The sequence below is a fragment of the Anabaena sp. WA102 genome (genome assembly GCF_001277295.1).
GTDB lineage: Bacteria > Cyanobacteriota > Cyanobacteriia > Cyanobacteriales > Nostocaceae > Dolichospermum > Dolichospermum heterosporum.
This window is the reverse complement of the sequence record NZ_CP011456.1, coordinates 3,378,741-3,394,370: the sequence shown is the minus strand read 5'-3', so window position 1 is coordinate 3,394,370 and position 15,630 is coordinate 3,378,741. Positions and strand designations below refer to the sequence as shown.

Sequence of the window (15,630 nt, the reverse complement as noted above, 5' to 3'; positions counted from 1 at the left end):
ACTTAGCCCAACCTACAGAGTATAATATTTACCACAACCTTAAATAATTAATTATTAGGAAAATGCCATCTACCGTCACCCTCACCATTACCACAGGAAAACTTTCAGGAAAACAATATATATTTGATAGTCGCAGCACTTGTATTATCGGCAGAGGTGAAGATTGCAATTTGCAAATTGCCGATAATATTGATATGACAGTTTCCCGCTATCATTGCTTATTAGATATCAATCCTCCAGAAATGAGAATCCGTGATTTAGGGAGTTTAAACGGTACGATTGTTAATGGTAAAAAAATCGGACAAAGGAAAGCGGGAGAATCTCCAGAGGAAGCAAAAAAGATAGTTTTTACTGAATATGATTTAGTCAATAATGACCAGGTAGCGGTAGGAGATATTATTTTTGATATTGGTGTAGAAACAGAACTGGAAAAACAGAAAACTCCTTATATTCCAGTTGCAGAAGAAAATAATAGACCGAACTTTTTTGAAATTATTAAAAACCTGCTAAATTTAGCAAATCAAGGTAATCAAAATCTCCAGAAAATTTCTAATTATCAGATTATAAAATCTTTAGGTGAAGGTGGATTTGGAGAAGTATTTCTAGCTGAACATATCCCCACTAAAAAACGGGTAGCACTAAAGTTAATGTTACCTAAAGTTGCTGCTAAAGAACTGGGTGTAAAAATGTTTTTGCGAGAAACAGAAAACACCAAATATTTACAACATCCTCATGTGGTGCAGATGTTAGATTATGGCTATGTCGAAAATACCTTTTTCTTTACAATGGAATATTGTGCAGGTGGGGATGTTTGGAATTTGATGGAGAAATCAGGAGGACAGTTACCTGTTAGCATAGCTGTTGATATTACTCTGCAAGTTCTAGACGGGTTAATATATACCCATAATGTTGAAGTTCCTTGTGTGAAATTAGCAGACGGAAGACTAGGAAAAGGAAAAGGTTTAGTACATCGAGATTTAAAACCGAATAATATTTTTATTACCAAGGTCAACGGTAAAATGGTGGCTAAAATTGGAGATTATGGATTATCCAAAGCTTTTGATTTAGCTGGATTGAGTGGACACACTTTCACAGGTGCGAAAATGGGTACTCCTGCGTTTATGTGCCGTCAACAATTGCTAGATTTAAAAAATTCCTTACCAGAGGTTGATGTGTGGGCAAGTGCTGCTTGTTTATATAATATGTTAACGGGATATTTCCCCCGTGATTTTGTTGGTGATTCCTGGAATTGTGTGCTAAGAAATGATGCTGTCCTCATTCGTCAACGTGATAGTAGTATTCCCGAAAAATTAGCAGAAGTGATAGATTTGGCTTTAATAGAAAAGCCAAAAATTCATTTTCAAACTGCGGCTGAGTTTAAAGTAGCTTTGTTAGAATGTGTTTGATTATTAAATTTTAGTAATTTGAGGATCTAAAACAATGCGTGTACCAGTTATATCTACATGATAAGTCCAGAATTGATTTTTGACCTTAACAATTACTTCCCAACCTTTAATGGGATCAAATATTTGAGCGCAGACTTCACCAAAATTAAACACACAGGAATTGCTAAAAGTTTTCTGGGTTGACTGGGTAACTTTCAGAGAACTTATTGCTAAACCAGAACGTTTAGAAGCATCACTCAAAACCCCATTAGTAATTTTTTTTGGTAATTGATTATTGCTAATTTTCGGGTCTAAAAGAATTTGTGAACCTGATTTATTGACATGATAAATCCAAGATTGTTCTTTCACTTGTACAATTATAGTCCAGCCTGGAATAGGATTATATTCCTTTGTACAAACTTCTCCAAATTGGAAAATACAGGGATTACTAAAAATAGTAGATGTAACTTGAGTAATTTTCAAATCAGAAATTTTTAACCCAGAAACTCTAGAAGCATCTCTGAGAACTGCTTGAGAAATAGATTGAGGTAAGCTATTTTGGCTTAACTGTGACCGTTGGGGATTTTTAGCATTTGCAGATGTACTATTTTCAGTTACACTACAAGCAAACAAGCTAGTAATCATGAAAATAAAGACAAAGACTTGGGGAAAACAGCGATTACGGTACATTTGCAAAAATATCCTGGTAATTAAGTTCATGAGATGTCAATTAACAGTTGAATAATTCTCCTGGTTCTACTTTAGCTGTTTATAGTGAAATAGATATAAGTAGGTGAACACAATAAAACCAATCTGTGTAAAGAAACGTAAAATCGCCCAAACCCTCTTCACTCTTGCCTCTTGCCTTGCCATAACGACTATTTTCAATGCTAACCTACTTATGACGTGATTGATATTGATACATAACGCCAGATAATGCAGCTAGGAAAACCCAAGAGAGAGTATTTAACCGAATATCAAAAGTGGTGACATCAACAGTATTAAATAGTATCCAGCCGCTAAAGGTGAGAAGATAACTAAAGAAGATTAATCTGTTTTCTGGTGCTATAGATTTAGATTTCCAGAGAGTTTGACTGGCTGTAATTAAGATCCAAATTAGTAAACCACAAAATAGCAAAGTAGTAATTAACCCAGTTTCGGCAGACAGCATTAAAAATAAATTATGAGGATGGTTAACATCAATTTGCATTTGGGTTTTATAAAGTCTTCCGAAACTGCGTAAACCTGAACCAGTTAAAGGATGTTGTTGAGTGAGATTCCAGGCAAAATCCCATTGAGTTTTCCGCATTAATCCTACTGGTCTATTAGGAAACATATCATCATTTAATCGCGCCCAAATACCGTAGGGAACAAAAAGTCGGAAAAATTGGGCAATAGGTGCAGGTGCAAAAGCTGCGAAGAAACAAAGACTGGTAATGGTGAAAACAGCCGCAACAATTAATCGCCAACCTTTATATAAAGCATAAGCTAAACAAGCAAAAATAGTGATTCCCCAACCATTACGAGAATTGGTGAGAATTAAGGCGATAAAGTTAGTACATACAGTAATTGTCAAGAAGATAATTAGGGGATTGTTTTGTTTGAGTTTGTGGTAGTTTTCTAGCCATAAACCTAAACCCAAAATAAAAATAGTTACTAAATAAGCAGCTAAAGTATTAGGGTGCATGAAATTAGCAGTCATGCGTCCTGATAATGATTTTTCTGGTGCAACTATCCAATCAAAAACAATCCATAAAAACTGAAATTGGAAATTCCAACCGAGAAATAATTGCCCAAAACCGATGATTAAAACAGGTATAGATCCAAATACCATGATCCAAGCAATTTGTCGTAATTGGGCGGGTGTTTGGATGAGAGGAGTGAGTCCGGTAAAAAAGAAGAAGAAGGGGATGAAGTTGAATAAACCCAAAACAGCATCGAGTTTGCCAGAGGCGAATCCGGTGGTAATCAGGAGTAAGATACTCAAAATAGCAAATCCCTTGTGAATTGGGCGATCGCTAATGATATGGTATTGTTTACGCCAGGTTAGCAATGATGCCACAACAATAGAGATACCGCCCAAAAATGGACTCAGAGGAAAAGATATTAGTCCAAATTGTAGCCAATGCCAAGGGGTTTGTAGGCGGGGGTTTGGATGATAAAAACTTTTATTTAAGCTATTTCCCAACATTCTGTACGGGTAAGACGAATTTGCGCGAGGGTGAAGACTGTAGGAATAATTCTGCCATAGTTTGTGGCGATCGCTCTCCAACCCAAATCAGCAAAAAACCAAGCCCACATCACAGGACCTACCAAAGCAAACGCACCACGAACCGCACCATAACGGGCTGCACTCATGGTCATACCTCGACGGGACATTTGCAAAGCCACATAGTTTTGAAACTGTTTGGTAGCTAATCCTGTACCTGTAATTGCTGCTTCTTTAGCTACTTGATAGGTAGCAAAATGAATAGCAAATTGACGGGCGATTTGTTGAAGAACAAAAGGTTGGATGACAGAAGTTACAGCCAAAGCACTACCACCTTTAAATATTAATCCTAAAGGATCACGTTGCAATGACAATGGTAATGGTTGTTTAAGTTTTGATTCTACTAACTGACGTTGCACATTAATAGTTAATTGTTGCTTTTCTTGTTTTGGTAGCTTTTTCCAAACCTTTCCCAGTAGATGCAAAAAAATTTCTGCTTCTAAATCAATTGTTGTTAGATCTTGATAATAGTGAATTTTCAAATATTTGCATACTTGAATTAGGGCTTGTCGGTAAGTTACTTGATCAGTGCGTCCTCGTAATACTGTTATACCATCAGCCGCTAAAAACCGAAAGCGGTCTTCTATTGTATCTAACCAAGCTTGGTGATCTTGGCTTTGCACTGCAATAGGTTCGGGTGTATGAACATAATCTAAGGGGTTAAACTTGCGACTAAACAGAATAGCTGTCAAGTCCTGTAGTTCCTCTTCGGTGGCTAATTCCAATACCGCCCTGAGTTCTTCCAATTTCCCTTCCTCTCTTCTGTACCACGTAGTCTGTACCTTATTCTACTATCTTGTTAATCAAAATTATTGGCGTTACTGATTCAGAATATGATTTTACCTCACGCAGAGGCGCTCCAGTCGCAGAGAGTAAGAGTTTAAAATCATTGATTTTTCAATTTCATACTTCAGTTCAGCAACACCTAATTATTAAATTCGCTTTAATATCTGCGGAAGGTTGATTCTAACATTTCCTGGCGTTAGGATCTTCAAATTCCCCAGGTTCACGGACTAGAAATTGATTTAAAATCGCCTTACCTGAAGGATCTATTACCTCTAATCTTACTAATTCAGGTTGAACAATTTGCCAAGAAACTCGGTATTTATATTTAGCATTAGTCCAAGTGAAGACAGGACGGGCTTGAGTACCAGATGCTTTAGCACCAATTAAACAAAGTTTTTTACCTGTTTTGAGGTTTAAGTTTTTATAATAATATTGACCTTTAGCTTGCCAAAGAGTTAAATGCCAATTTCGTGGTTGTCCTTGCACATCAAAAAATTCCCCCTCTGGAAAAGCCAGGTTAGCTACAGCCTGACTCTGAACGGAAACATCTGCAACTATGGGTAAAGAAAGACCCAAAACTAAAGAGATAGCTATTCCTTGAACTTGCATCATTAATTCTCCCTTTTTAAAACAAGTTTATAGTCAAGCTACTGGTAATTTTTAGATACATAGCCAAGTGATTATGTATCTGTAGTAGCTTGATCTAAAGATGGGTTGCCACCGCATTATGATCTAATATTAAACCACCTTGCTCAGTAATTTTTTTCGCTGCATCTAAAAGATACTGGTAATAAGTATGAGCAATAATAGATAACTGCTTACCAGCAGGGTAAACCATATACCAGGTGCGTTTAATCGGAAAGTGTTGGACATCCAAAATACTGAATTCCGCAACGTCTGTGAGTAAAGTATGACGGGATAATACAGAAATACCTAACCCACCAGCGATCGCTTGCTTAATCGCTTCATTACTCCCCAACTCCAATTTCACCTTCACCTTTACCCCATGTTCTTCAAACAGACCTTGGACAGCACTGCGAGTTCCCGAACCCGGTTCACGCATAATAAACGGTTCTTCTCCCAAACGTTCAATCGGAATATTTTTTTCCTTCGCTAAGGGATGATTTGCCGGTGCAAAAACTACTAAAGGGTTTTCTAGAAATGGCTGAAAATTGACATCGAAATGATCAGGAATTTGACTCATAATATACAAGTCATCCAAATTACCCATCATCCGATCTAAAATCAGTTCATGATTTGTAACTTGGAGAGAAATATCAATCCCAGGGTAAAGCTGACAAAAAGGACCTAACAATCTGGGAATAATATACTTAGCAGTAGTAATTACAGCCAGTCTTAATTGTCCTTGCTTCAATCCTTTTAAATTTGCAATAGTCATTTGAAACTTGTCCATAGTCTCAAAAATTTGCCGACAAGTAGCAAATAATTCCCGTCCCGCTTCCGTCAAATATAAACGCTTTCCTACCTGTTCAAACAATGGTAAACCTACTGATTTTGTCAACTGTTTGATTTGCATGGAAATGGTAGGTTGAGTCAAAAACAACTCTTCCGCAGCGCGTGTAAAACTACCATGTCGGGCAGCAGCCTCGAACACCTTCAACTGGTGCAACGTCGCTTGATTCAAGCTGATTCTCCTCTGATAACAATTTGTAGATATAGCTTGGTATCGCGTAACACTAGGGATCTTTTCAGTGTTATTTATACAAAGTCCTCAAGTTTAGTATATATATAAATGTATATTCTTTGTCATTATATTTGTCCTGAGACTAGCTAGGGTAGCACCTAGTAGTCAACCCGAAAATGACGGGTGGAGGGAAGCAGGGGTAGGGGGGGGTTGGGGGGGTTGGGGAGGTTGGGGGGTAGGGGAGGTTGGGGGGGTAGGGGAGGTTGGGGGGGTAGGGGAGGTTGGGGGGGTAGGGGAGGTTGGGGGGGTAGGGGAGGTTGGGGGGGTAGGGGAGGTTGGCGGGGTAGGGGAGGTTGGGGGGGTAGGGGAGGGAAGAACAGAAGTTTTTTCCGATCATTATCCGTCAAAATAACTTTGACGAACTACTAGATATGGTAAACATAATATAGCTACGCCACGCTATGCGAACGCGGCTATACAAACGAAATAATCCTGTAATTATACTCAAAACGGCTAGAAGCTGGACTCTTTTATTATACAAAGAACAAGGTTCAAAGCCTCTCCCCGTTGCGGGGAGAGGTTTGGAGGGGGGTTTCATATTTGGTTAAACTATGAACCGTTTGCAGTATACAAAAGATGGATTCGATTATTGTGTTCCGAGAGTGACAGAACGGGGTTAATGGTTCAAACTTTGAGAAAATGTAGCAATTCATCTGATAATCTAAAAGGTAATATTCCAGTTAAAAGCTCAACTGCTTTTGCACATCTACACCAGATACCTAACAACGGTGTCAATTATTAGTACCATGTCTGATTTTAACGCTAATTCCACCCAATTACGAACACAACTCGCTAAAAAATACTTCGATTTATCCCCTGCTATCCAAAAGATTATCCAATTGTTTTCGATAATTTATGCACCGATAGACAAAAGTTCATTCCTCAGTTGTCTTTCGCAAACTGCTGCCTTAGACGAAAAGAATAGACCTTGGACTGCTACAACCCTCAATTACCAAATTGAAAAATTGGTAATAGCACTTTTGCTAGTTAAGGAAAACAAATCAGGTCCTGAATGCCATCCGTTACTCACAGAAATTGCTACTCGTCATGCGGTAGAAACCGGAAAGTTCGATATATTAGTTAAAGCCGTAGAGGAAAAACTACCTGTAAGTAATCACTGGAACAAGAATTCGCGGATGTTCCGCAGTCTCCGCCAGTGTATCAGAGAAATCCGCATTGGTCTTTACCGCCAAGACCTTAATTTTATTAATAAGCAAATTGAAGATTACCAAAATTACAGTAATCATACAGAAAAAATAGTCATAAAAAATATTTTTGAGCAGATATGCAATAACCCATTTGACGAAAATTGGTTTAAGACCTTACCACAAGAATTATATGAACGTGGTATATCTAGCATCCTCTTCAATTCGGCATTAAAATTGGCTGACTGCGAAGATGCGTTTATGATGCTAGACGAAGAATGTTGTGAATCTGAAAAATATGCTTCAGATTATCTAAATCTGGTTTTGACAGAACAATTCTTATTACGGGGTGATACCGAAGAAGCACAGGATAGTTTAGAACGGATATCAGAGAAATATCAACATAACACAGCTACTTATTGGGGTTGGTTGAATTTTCTTCGAGGTGAAAATGAACAAGCCATTAAATATTATACAGATGCCCTCAAAGCTATAAAAAAAGCCACAGGCAAACGCTCAATATATTTTAATACAATGGGCGGCTTATTTTTTATCTTAGCATTGTTAAAAGATGGTTCAGCAGAACGCCTCAAAGAAGCAGAAGAGTATGCCACATTAATGTCTCGTGAATCAGATCATTGGCTCACATTTGTTTATGTCAGATTGAAAATGGTACTGCAAGTTCAGCGAGGTGATATTACCCAAAAAGAACTTGTAGTAAGTGCCTATATTGCTTCTGTAGAAGAAAAAAATAGCTTAAATACATTATTTTGTTCTCTGTGCCTTTACTGGATGGATGCTGAGAGTGCAAAAAAACGCCTACCTGATTTATTAGAACCATTATATCGGCGATCGCTCGCATCCGGTCATCACTGGCTGACAATGGAAACCGCAGAACTTCTATCCCGACTCAAACCCAGCAGCAACTATAAACAACAAGCAGCGGCACTACGAGAAGATAGCGGCATCCAAACCATAGTAGATGTAATCCAACCCCAAGCAGATTGGGAAATGTGCCTCAATGCCCTCGCAAATCTCCAGAAACAACCACAAAAACCTGGCAAACCAGAGTCAGAACTGCGGTTAGCATGGTTCATCACCTTCCATTTCGTTCAATGTAGTTTACAGCCCAAAGAACAAAAAGTTAATGCCAAAGGAGAATGGAGTAAAGGTCGTCCCATAGCCCTTAAACGTCTTAGCAGTGGATTAGCTGAGTTTGATTACGTCACACCCCAAGATATGCGGGTCTGTGGTTGTATTGAGGCATATAGTGAGGGCTATTATGGCAAAGTTGACTATATGTTTAACGAAAAAGCCATCTTAGCTTTAATTGGCCACCCCACAGTTTTTTGGGAAGATACGCCTAATATCCGGGTAGAAATAGTTAAAGGAGAACCAGAACTACTGGTGAAAAAAGAAAAACAAGGTCGTCTCACCTTGGAATTTTCGCCCAAATTACCAGAATCACAGAATATTCTGCATATTAAAGAAACCCCAACCCGCATCAAAGTTATTGAAATTAAAGCTGAACACAGACGTATTGCCGAGATTATTGGTAAAGATAACAAATTAAATGTTCCTGCGATCGCCGAAAAGCAAGTTTTAGCAGCCATTAATGCCGTCTCTGGTATTGTTACCGTCCATTCTGACATTGGTGGGGGACTAGAAAATGCCGAAGAAGTCCCCGCCCAAACCCTACCCCATATTCACCTCTTACCTGCCAATTCGGGCTTGAAAATCACCCTGTTATCCCGTCCCTTTACCCAAGGTGGCCCTTATTTTCGTCCCGGTGCAGGTGGTGAAACAGTCATTGCCGAAATTGAAGGTAAACGTCTGCAAACTAAACGCAATCTATCAGAAGAAAAACAACTTGCTAAAGCTGTTATAGCAGCCTGTCCCACCTTAACGCGCATTGAAGAACAAGATGGTGAATGGACAATAGAAGAAGCAGAGGACTGTTTAGAACTGCTGCTAGAATTGCAAACACTGGGAAACAGCGTTGTTATGGCTTGGCCAGAAGGGGAAAAACTGCGGGTTAGTCACAATGCAGACTTGAAAGACTTTAATTTATCAATTCAACGTCAACAAGACTGGTTTGCAGCCACCGGTGAATTAAAATTAAATGACGACCTGGTGCTAGATATGCAGCAACTCCTAGCACTCTTAGAGAAAACCCCCAGCCGATTTATTCCCCTGGGTGATGGTCAATTTCTAGCTTTAACCCAAGCTTTTCGCAAACGTCTTGACGAATTGCGGATGTTTTCGGAAAAACATGGTAAAGGTATGCGTTTCCACCCCTTAGCCACATTAGGATTAGAGGATTTTGTGGATGAGGTAGGTAAGCTAAAAGCAGATAAACACTGGAAGGAACATATCCAGAAACTCAAGGAGGTGAAAGACCTGCAACCAGAACTCCCGTCTACCTTTCAAGCCGAATTACGGGACTATCAAATGGATGGTTTCTGTTGGTTGGCGCGTTTGGCACATTGGGGTGTAGGTGCTTGTTTAGCCGACCAAATGGGACTGGGTAAAACCGTGCAAGCATTAGCAGTCATTCTTAGAAATGCCCATGCAGGTCCAACTTTAATTATTGCCCCCACTTCCGTCTGTATGAATTGGGTGAGTGAAGCGCAGAAATTCGCCCCAACTCTGAATATTATGCAATTTTCTGGTGCTAACCGCCAAAAATTATTGGATGGTTTACAACCATTGGATATGTTGGTATGTAGTTATGGATTATTGCAGCAGGAAGAAGTATCTCAAATGCTTGCTCAAGTGCAGTGGCAAACGATTGTATTGGATGAAGCCCAATCAATTAAAAATATGGCTACTAAACGTTCCCAAGCAGCCATGAACCTGAAAGCTAATTTTAAACTGCTGACAACTGGAACTCCCATTGAAAATCATCTGGGTGAGTTGTGGAATTTGTTCCGCTTTATTAATCCTGGTTTATTGGGTTCTTTTGAAAGCTTTAATCAACGCTTTGCAAATCCCATTGAGAGATATCAAGATAAACAAGCACGTAATAAACTGAAAAAACTAATTCAACCATTCCTATTACGACGGACAAAAAATCAGGTGTTAGAAGAATTGCCTTCTCGCACGGAAATTCTGCTTCATGTGGAGTTAAGTAAAGAGGAAAAAGCATTTTATGAAGCGTTGCGTCGTCAAGCTATATCTAAACTAACTGAAAGTAATGCAGATGCAGGACAGAAACATTTACAAGTTTTAGCAGAAATTATGAAACTGCGTCGCGCTTGCTGTAATCCTAGTTTGGTAATGCCTGACACTGAATTATCCAGTTCTAAGTTGCAGCTTTTTGGTGAGGTGCTGGGTGAACTGCTGGAAAATCGCCATAAGGCGTTGGTGTTTAGTCAGTTCGTTGACCATTTACATATCATCCGCAATTATCTGGTTAAAGAAGGGATTAAATATCAATATTTAGATGGTAGTACCCCAATGGCAGAACGGAAAAGAAGCGTGGATGCCTTTCAATCTGGGGATGGGGATGTTTTTCTCATTAGTCTCAAAGCCGGGGGTACAGGACTGAATCTCACCGCTGCTGATTACGTGATCCATACAGACCCTTGGTGGAATCCGGCTGTGGAAGATCAAGCTTCTGACCGCGCCCACCGGATTGGACAACAACGCCCGGTAACAATTTATCGTCTGGTGGCTAAGGATACTATTGAAGATAAGATTGTGGAGTTGCATCATCACAAGCGAGATTTGGCGGATAGTCTCTTGGAAGGTACTGACATGAGTGGTAAGATATCAACTGAGGCTTTACTGCAATTAATTCATGAAGGTTGATGAGTTTTATACAAGTAGGCTTTGCTGGAAAAGTTGTCTGTGAGGGCTAGAAGTATGGCTAACGCTACGCTATCAGCAAGCCCTACTTATTCATCATTCCAAATCTCTTCCTTAACTCTCACAGGCAGTTTCGCCAAATCAGGCAACTCCACAGCTTCCACATCTGTTATTTTATCTTTAATATTAATAGGTATATTAACTGGTTGACGTTCTTCCATCCAGCAACTAGCCACAGGTAAAGTTTCTTCCAACTCATCCAAAGGACGAGGAATCACCATAACTGCATTTAACTCACCAATGCGTTCCGCTTCAAACATTCCCGCTTCTACTGCTACGGCAACATTAGCCACTGAACCGCGAATAATTGCCGTACACAAACCAGCGCCAATTTTCTCATAAGATGCTAATTGCACATCAGCAGCTTTAAGCATAGCATCACAAGCACCCACCATAGCAGGAAACCCGCGAGTTTCCACCAACCCAATCGCTTGATTACTCAAACGGCTGTATCCACCACCATCTCCCATAAATCGAGTCAGACGGTTAATAGGTAGAATTATATCTAAATTAGGATAAGGACGCGCAATCACCAAACTAGAAACCAACTGTCCAAACTGTTCAGCCGTTTGCACACCAGCTTCCACAGCCAAACGGACATCAGCAATGCCACCTCGGACAATTGCTGTACAATGACCACTACCAATTTTTTCATAACCAACTAAGTGGACTCCAGCCGACTTTAACATCATGTCAGCCGTGCCAACTATAGCGGGAAAACTGAGAGTCGAGACTAAACCTAAAGCAGTGTCTTTGAGGCTATCACGGCGACGTGGTGCATGAATATTACTCAAAGCACTTTGATTATATGTTTCCATCTAAATTTTCCAGGATAAGGTTCGTATAGCGTCTTCAATCACAAAAGAATGAAAACTAGCATTTTAATATGGACTTACGTTCATACTTCATACTTAACACTTAACCTGAAGAATTGTGAGAGTTTTCGTTACCCAAGGATTGTCTATGGGGAAATAATGTACTCAGCAGCCTATTTATGCTACCTTGTCCATAGATTTGCGTACCAAAAATGTTGTGAGCTTCTAGATCAGACTCGCTAGGTTCTAAGTTTTCAGAAGTAGTTTCTGTAGACTCTGGAAGCGGAGTTTCAACGGGGGTGGAATCACTAGCCACAGCCGTTTCCGACTCTGGTGGAGACTGGCTTTTCGGTGTAGGTGAAGGTGGAGATACAGGTGTAGATTGGTGTTTAAACTCCAGAAAAGCCGCAACCGAGAGTTGAGTTGAGGAAAATACTTTTTCCTGTTCCTCTGGTTTCTCTGGTTGAGAATGAGGAGATTCAAGTTGTTCGGCTAATTCCTCTGGTTTCTCTGGTTGAGAATTAGTAGATTCTGGTTGTACCGCTGACGGTTCAACAATCTGCCGACTAGTATCTCCCAAAATTGAACCAGAGGGAATAACTTGTCCTGGCGCTACGGAACAGTTAAAAACCGTTGTGGCTGCACCAATACAAGCATTAGCCCCAATTTTGCCTTCACCAACCATCAAAAAACCGGCTCCCAAGTTTGCTCCTGCTTCTATTTCTAGAATACCCTCACTTACTTGGAGAATTGATCCCATACCCAGACATACTCCAGCCCCAATCACAATTGTACTGTTAGTAGCTGCTTGCAGAATTACCCCAGGAGCTATTACTGCACTGGGATGAATAATTACGTCGCCATGAATATGAGCATCAAATCTATCGCCCAGGCGTAGCAGCGATACAGACATGGAATTTATTACCTCGGAAGCCGGAAATGGTCAGTTGTCAGTTGTCAGTTGTCAGTTGTCAGTTGTCGGTTGTCAGTTGTCGGTTGTCAGTTGTCAGAAGGAAGAAAATTTCTCCCCTACTTCCTCTGCTTCCCCTACTTCCCCTGCTCCCCTGCGCCTGCCTCTACGGACGTTGGATAATTGCTTCTAATACGCGGCGTTTCGCTTTAGGGTCAGTCCCAACTAAGCGTACATATTCGCCTGGGTATTCAGAGACGTATCCTTCTAGAGCAGCGATCGCTTCTCTTTCAGATGTAGCCTGAATTTGACCCGCAACTGTCCAAGTTCCTGTGCGGAAACGGCGTTGATCTACGTGTTCCACCGCAATTTTTGCCCCACTGGACAATAGTTGGCGCAATTGACCTACTATTTCCGCAGTTAACCGGGTGCTAGTAGCTGTCGCCGTTGCAGTGGCAGAACTTGTACTGGTAAATGATTTTGCGCTACCAGAAGATGCTACTTGTCCATTCGGTCTTTGGATAATTGCTTCTAATACGCGACGTTTGGCTTTAGTGTCAATCCCAATCAAACGTACATACTCACCTTGATGAGTTTCTATACACTCTTCCAAGGCAGCTACAACTGCTTGAGCCGAATTAGATTGAATTGGTTCACAACTGTTCCAAGAACCTGTACGGAAGCGACGCTCGTCTACGTGTTCTGTCCCAATTTTGAAACCACCAGCCAAAAGTTGACGAATTTGATCTACAGTTTCTGCACTCAATTTGGCACTACCAACACCATTGCCGTTACCATTACCATTGTAACTACCAGCAGATGCAGCGGCAGGGGCTTTAAAGCTAGATGTACCAGCAACAACACCTTCAGGACGTTGAACGATTGTTTCTAATACCCGTCTTCTGTTGCTGTCAATACCAAATAGACGCACATATTCACCGCTGTGGTCTCTCAAGCAAGACTCTACAGCCGCAACAGCTTCACCTAAAGACCGAGTTTCAATTGCTTGACAACTTTGCCAAGAACCTGTACGGAAACGTCTTTGGTCTACGTGTTCTGTCCCAATTTTAAATCCTTGTTCTAGTAGATAACGTAATTGATCTACTGTTTCTGCACCCAAGCTATAGCTAACCACGTCACTACTCCTTTCTAACTCTTCAACTTCAATACTTGTATAAGATTTAGCACCGGAAAGATTGAGTTCATCCCGAATCGGCGCAATACACTTGCTATCCGCAGCACAGTGATAACCAGCCCGTAAAGCCTGATTAATCCCTACTACATGGTGAGCAAATTCTTGATCCTGTGCTTGGACATCTGGCAATCTATCCGCTTGCTGCTGGGTCGTAATTATTGATCCAGAAGCTACGTATTTACCCGGTGGAATTTCCACATCTTGAATTAGGGCGTGCATCATCACAATGCAGCCTGCACCCACCCTGGCATTAAATACCGTAGAACGAAAGCCAATAAAACAACTATCGCCAACGTAAGCAGGTCCATGAATCAGTGCCATGTGGGTAATGGAGGCACTTTTCCCAACCCATACTGAGTATTTCTTGCCATCATCACCAACGACTCGGCCTTGCTCCAACCCATGAATGACCACACCATCTTGAATATTGGTATTTTCACTAACACAAAAAGGTGTCCCTTCATCGGCTCTAATCGAAGTCCCCGGAGCAACAATTACATTTGCACCTATATTGACATCACCAATGAGGTTACAAGAAGAGTGGACAAATGCAGTTTCATTGATTTTTGGTTCTGCTAAACTCCTTGACCATGGGGTTGGGGGTGCCGCCGTGCTGCGGACTACCATTGCGAGATTCCTCCTGAAATAAGCTTTTTGTCAGTGGTCATTGGTCATTGGTCAGTGGTCATTGGTCATTGGTCATTGGTCATTGGTCATTGGTCATTGGTCATTGGTCATTGGTCATTGGTCAGTTGCCTATTTTCATCAACTCTTACCTCTTACCTCTTACCTCTTACCTCTTACCTCTTACCTCTTACCTCTTGCCTCTTGCCTCTTGCCTCTTGCCTCTGTTCTGACTATCTATACTGGTCTTTCTTGCTGTAAATTACACGATCTTCAACGTAAATGGTGTCTATAATTGCCACTACTGCTGCGTCTAACGGTCGTTGTTCATTACCTGATAATTGACGAGCAGCACTGCCACGACTGACAAGTACCCACTCATCTACTCCTGCCCCTACACTGTTATCGGCGGCTACCTCGTATACTGGCAGGAGATTGCCATTTTCATCTATTAATTGCAACATTAGTAGCTTCACACCCCGCAGACTGGGATCTTTTTGGGTGCTGGTTACTGTGCCACGAACTCTGGCAATTTGCATTATTAATTATGGTCTTCTACCGAAAGGGCGGATTGTGTTAACACCTTCCCGGAATTGTTCTACATCTTCGGTATAACGAATGGGGAGGACATATTCCAAGTTTTCGTGGGGACGAGCAATAATGTGGGTAGACAGCACTTGTCCACCGTTGACGCGCTTAACTGATTCTACTCCAGCACCTACGGAAGCTTGAACTTCGGAAACATCACCACGGACGATAACTGTCACCCGACCACTACCGATTTTTTCATAACCAACCAAGGTAACACGAGCAGCTTTTACCATCGCATCAGCAGCTTCTACTACGGCTGGAAAGCCTAGAGTCTCTACCATTCCTACTGCAATTGACATTTGTTTTTGTCCTTAAATTAAATTTTTACTTGTACC

12 protein-coding genes are annotated in these 15,630 nt (G+C 40.8%); 2 read left to right on the top strand and 10 right to left on the bottom strand.

What is annotated here, in order from left to right; translation table 11 throughout:
- Positions 1 to 62: 62 nt before the first annotated feature.
- Positions 63 to 1,406 carry a protein kinase domain-containing protein gene (locus tag AA650_RS14610; protein ID WP_053539567.1) on the top strand — a complete coding sequence of 448 codons (1,344 nt, stop codon included), beginning with the start codon at positions 63 to 65 and terminating at the stop codon, positions 1,404 to 1,406.
- A gap of 3 nt (positions 1,407 to 1,409) precedes the next feature.
- Here the strand turns inward: AA650_RS14610 and AA650_RS14605 are convergent, their stop codons facing one another.
- The 5 genes from AA650_RS14605 to AA650_RS14585 form a co-directional block, all read right to left on the bottom strand.
- Positions 1,410 to 2,105, bottom strand: a complete 696-nt coding sequence (locus tag AA650_RS14605) for a hypothetical protein (RefSeq protein WP_027401071.1) — start codon at positions 2,103 to 2,105, stop codon at positions 1,410 to 1,412.
- A 175-nt stretch (positions 2,106 to 2,280) separates the two neighbouring features.
- Positions 2,281 to 3,576: an O-antigen ligase family protein gene (locus AA650_RS14600; protein WP_053541295.1), complete on the bottom strand. Its 1,296-nt coding sequence runs from the start codon at positions 3,574 to 3,576 to the stop codon at positions 2,281 to 2,283.
- Positions 3,558 to 4,400 (bottom strand): YaaW family protein, encoded by an 843-nt coding sequence (locus AA650_RS14595; protein ID WP_053539566.1) that lies wholly within the window; start codon positions 4,398 to 4,400, stop codon positions 3,558 to 3,560. The genes AA650_RS14600 and AA650_RS14595 overlap by 19 nt, the downstream gene beginning before the upstream one ends.
- A 220-nt stretch (positions 4,401 to 4,620) precedes the next feature.
- Positions 4,621 to 5,052, bottom strand: a complete 432-nt coding sequence (locus tag AA650_RS14590; RefSeq protein ID WP_168636772.1) for a hypothetical protein — start codon at positions 5,050 to 5,052, stop codon at positions 4,621 to 4,623.
- 91 nt (positions 5,053 to 5,143) lie between these two features.
- Entirely contained in the window at positions 5,144 to 6,085 is a 942-nt protein-coding gene (locus tag AA650_RS14585; protein WP_053539564.1) for a LysR family transcriptional regulator, read from the bottom strand.
- Between the two features lie 806 nt (positions 6,086 to 6,891).
- Here AA650_RS14585 and AA650_RS14575 point away from each other — a divergent pair.
- On the top strand, positions 6,892 to 11,103 hold the full coding sequence (locus AA650_RS14575) for a DEAD/DEAH box helicase (protein WP_053539562.1): 4,212 nt from the start codon (positions 6,892 to 6,894) through the stop codon (positions 11,101 to 11,103).
- Positions 11,104 to 11,189: 86 nt separating this feature from the next.
- On the opposite strand, the gene AA650_RS14570 is transcribed toward AA650_RS14575, so the two are convergent.
- The 5 genes from AA650_RS14570 to AA650_RS14550 form a co-directional block, all read right to left on the bottom strand.
- Positions 11,190 to 11,978: a BMC domain-containing protein gene (locus AA650_RS14570; protein ID WP_053539561.1), complete on the bottom strand. Its 789-nt coding sequence runs from the start codon at positions 11,976 to 11,978 to the stop codon at positions 11,190 to 11,192.
- A 100-nt stretch (positions 11,979 to 12,078) separates the two neighbouring features.
- Positions 12,079 to 12,888, bottom strand: a complete 810-nt coding sequence (locus AA650_RS14565) for a transferase (RefSeq protein WP_053539560.1) — start codon at positions 12,886 to 12,888, stop codon at positions 12,079 to 12,081.
- 163 nt (positions 12,889 to 13,051) lie between these two features.
- Positions 13,052 to 14,707: a ribulose bisphosphate carboxylase small subunit gene (locus AA650_RS14560; protein ID WP_053539559.1), complete on the bottom strand. Its 1,656-nt coding sequence runs from the start codon at positions 14,705 to 14,707 to the stop codon at positions 13,052 to 13,054.
- Positions 14,708 to 14,937: 230 nt separating this feature from the next.
- Complete coding sequence (locus tag AA650_RS14555) at positions 14,938 to 15,243, bottom strand: EutN/CcmL family microcompartment protein (RefSeq protein ID WP_015080436.1); 306 nt, start codon at positions 15,241 to 15,243, stop codon at positions 14,938 to 14,940.
- Positions 15,244 to 15,249: 6 nt separating this feature from the next.
- Entirely contained in the window at positions 15,250 to 15,594 is a 345-nt protein-coding gene (locus AA650_RS14550) for a carbon dioxide-concentrating mechanism protein CcmK (protein ID WP_015080435.1), read from the bottom strand.
- Positions 15,595 to 15,630 lie beyond the last annotated feature (36 nt).

Coding starts and splice junctions, on each gene's coding strand:
- AA650_RS14610 (WP_053539567.1), top strand. CDS start 63: ATGCCATCTACCGTCACCCTCACCATTACCACAGGAAAACTTTCAGGA.
- AA650_RS14575 (WP_053539562.1), top strand. CDS start 6,892: ATGTCTGATTTTAACGCTAATTCCACCCAATTACGAACACAACTCGCT.
- AA650_RS14590 (WP_168636772.1), bottom strand. CDS start 5,052: ATGATGCAAGTTCAAGGAATAGCTATCTCTTTAGTTTTGGGTCTTTCT.
- AA650_RS14550 (WP_015080435.1), bottom strand. CDS start 15,594: ATGTCAATTGCAGTAGGAATGGTAGAGACTCTAGGCTTTCCAGCCGTA.
- AA650_RS14555 (WP_015080436.1), bottom strand. CDS start 15,243: ATGCAAATTGCCAGAGTTCGTGGCACAGTAACCAGCACCCAAAAAGAT.
- AA650_RS14570 (WP_053539561.1), bottom strand. CDS start 11,978: ATGGAAACATATAATCAAAGTGCTTTGAGTAATATTCATGCACCACGT.
- AA650_RS14605 (WP_027401071.1), bottom strand. CDS start 2,105: ATGAACTTAATTACCAGGATATTTTTGCAAATGTACCGTAATCGCTGT.
- AA650_RS14560 (WP_053539559.1), bottom strand. CDS start 14,707: ATGGTAGTCCGCAGCACGGCGGCACCCCCAACCCCATGGTCAAGGAGT.
- AA650_RS14600 (WP_053541295.1), bottom strand. CDS start 3,576: ATGTTGGGAAATAGCTTAAATAAAAGTTTTTATCATCCAAACCCCCGC.
- AA650_RS14565 (WP_053539560.1), bottom strand. CDS start 12,888: ATGTCTGTATCGCTGCTACGCCTGGGCGATAGATTTGATGCTCATATT.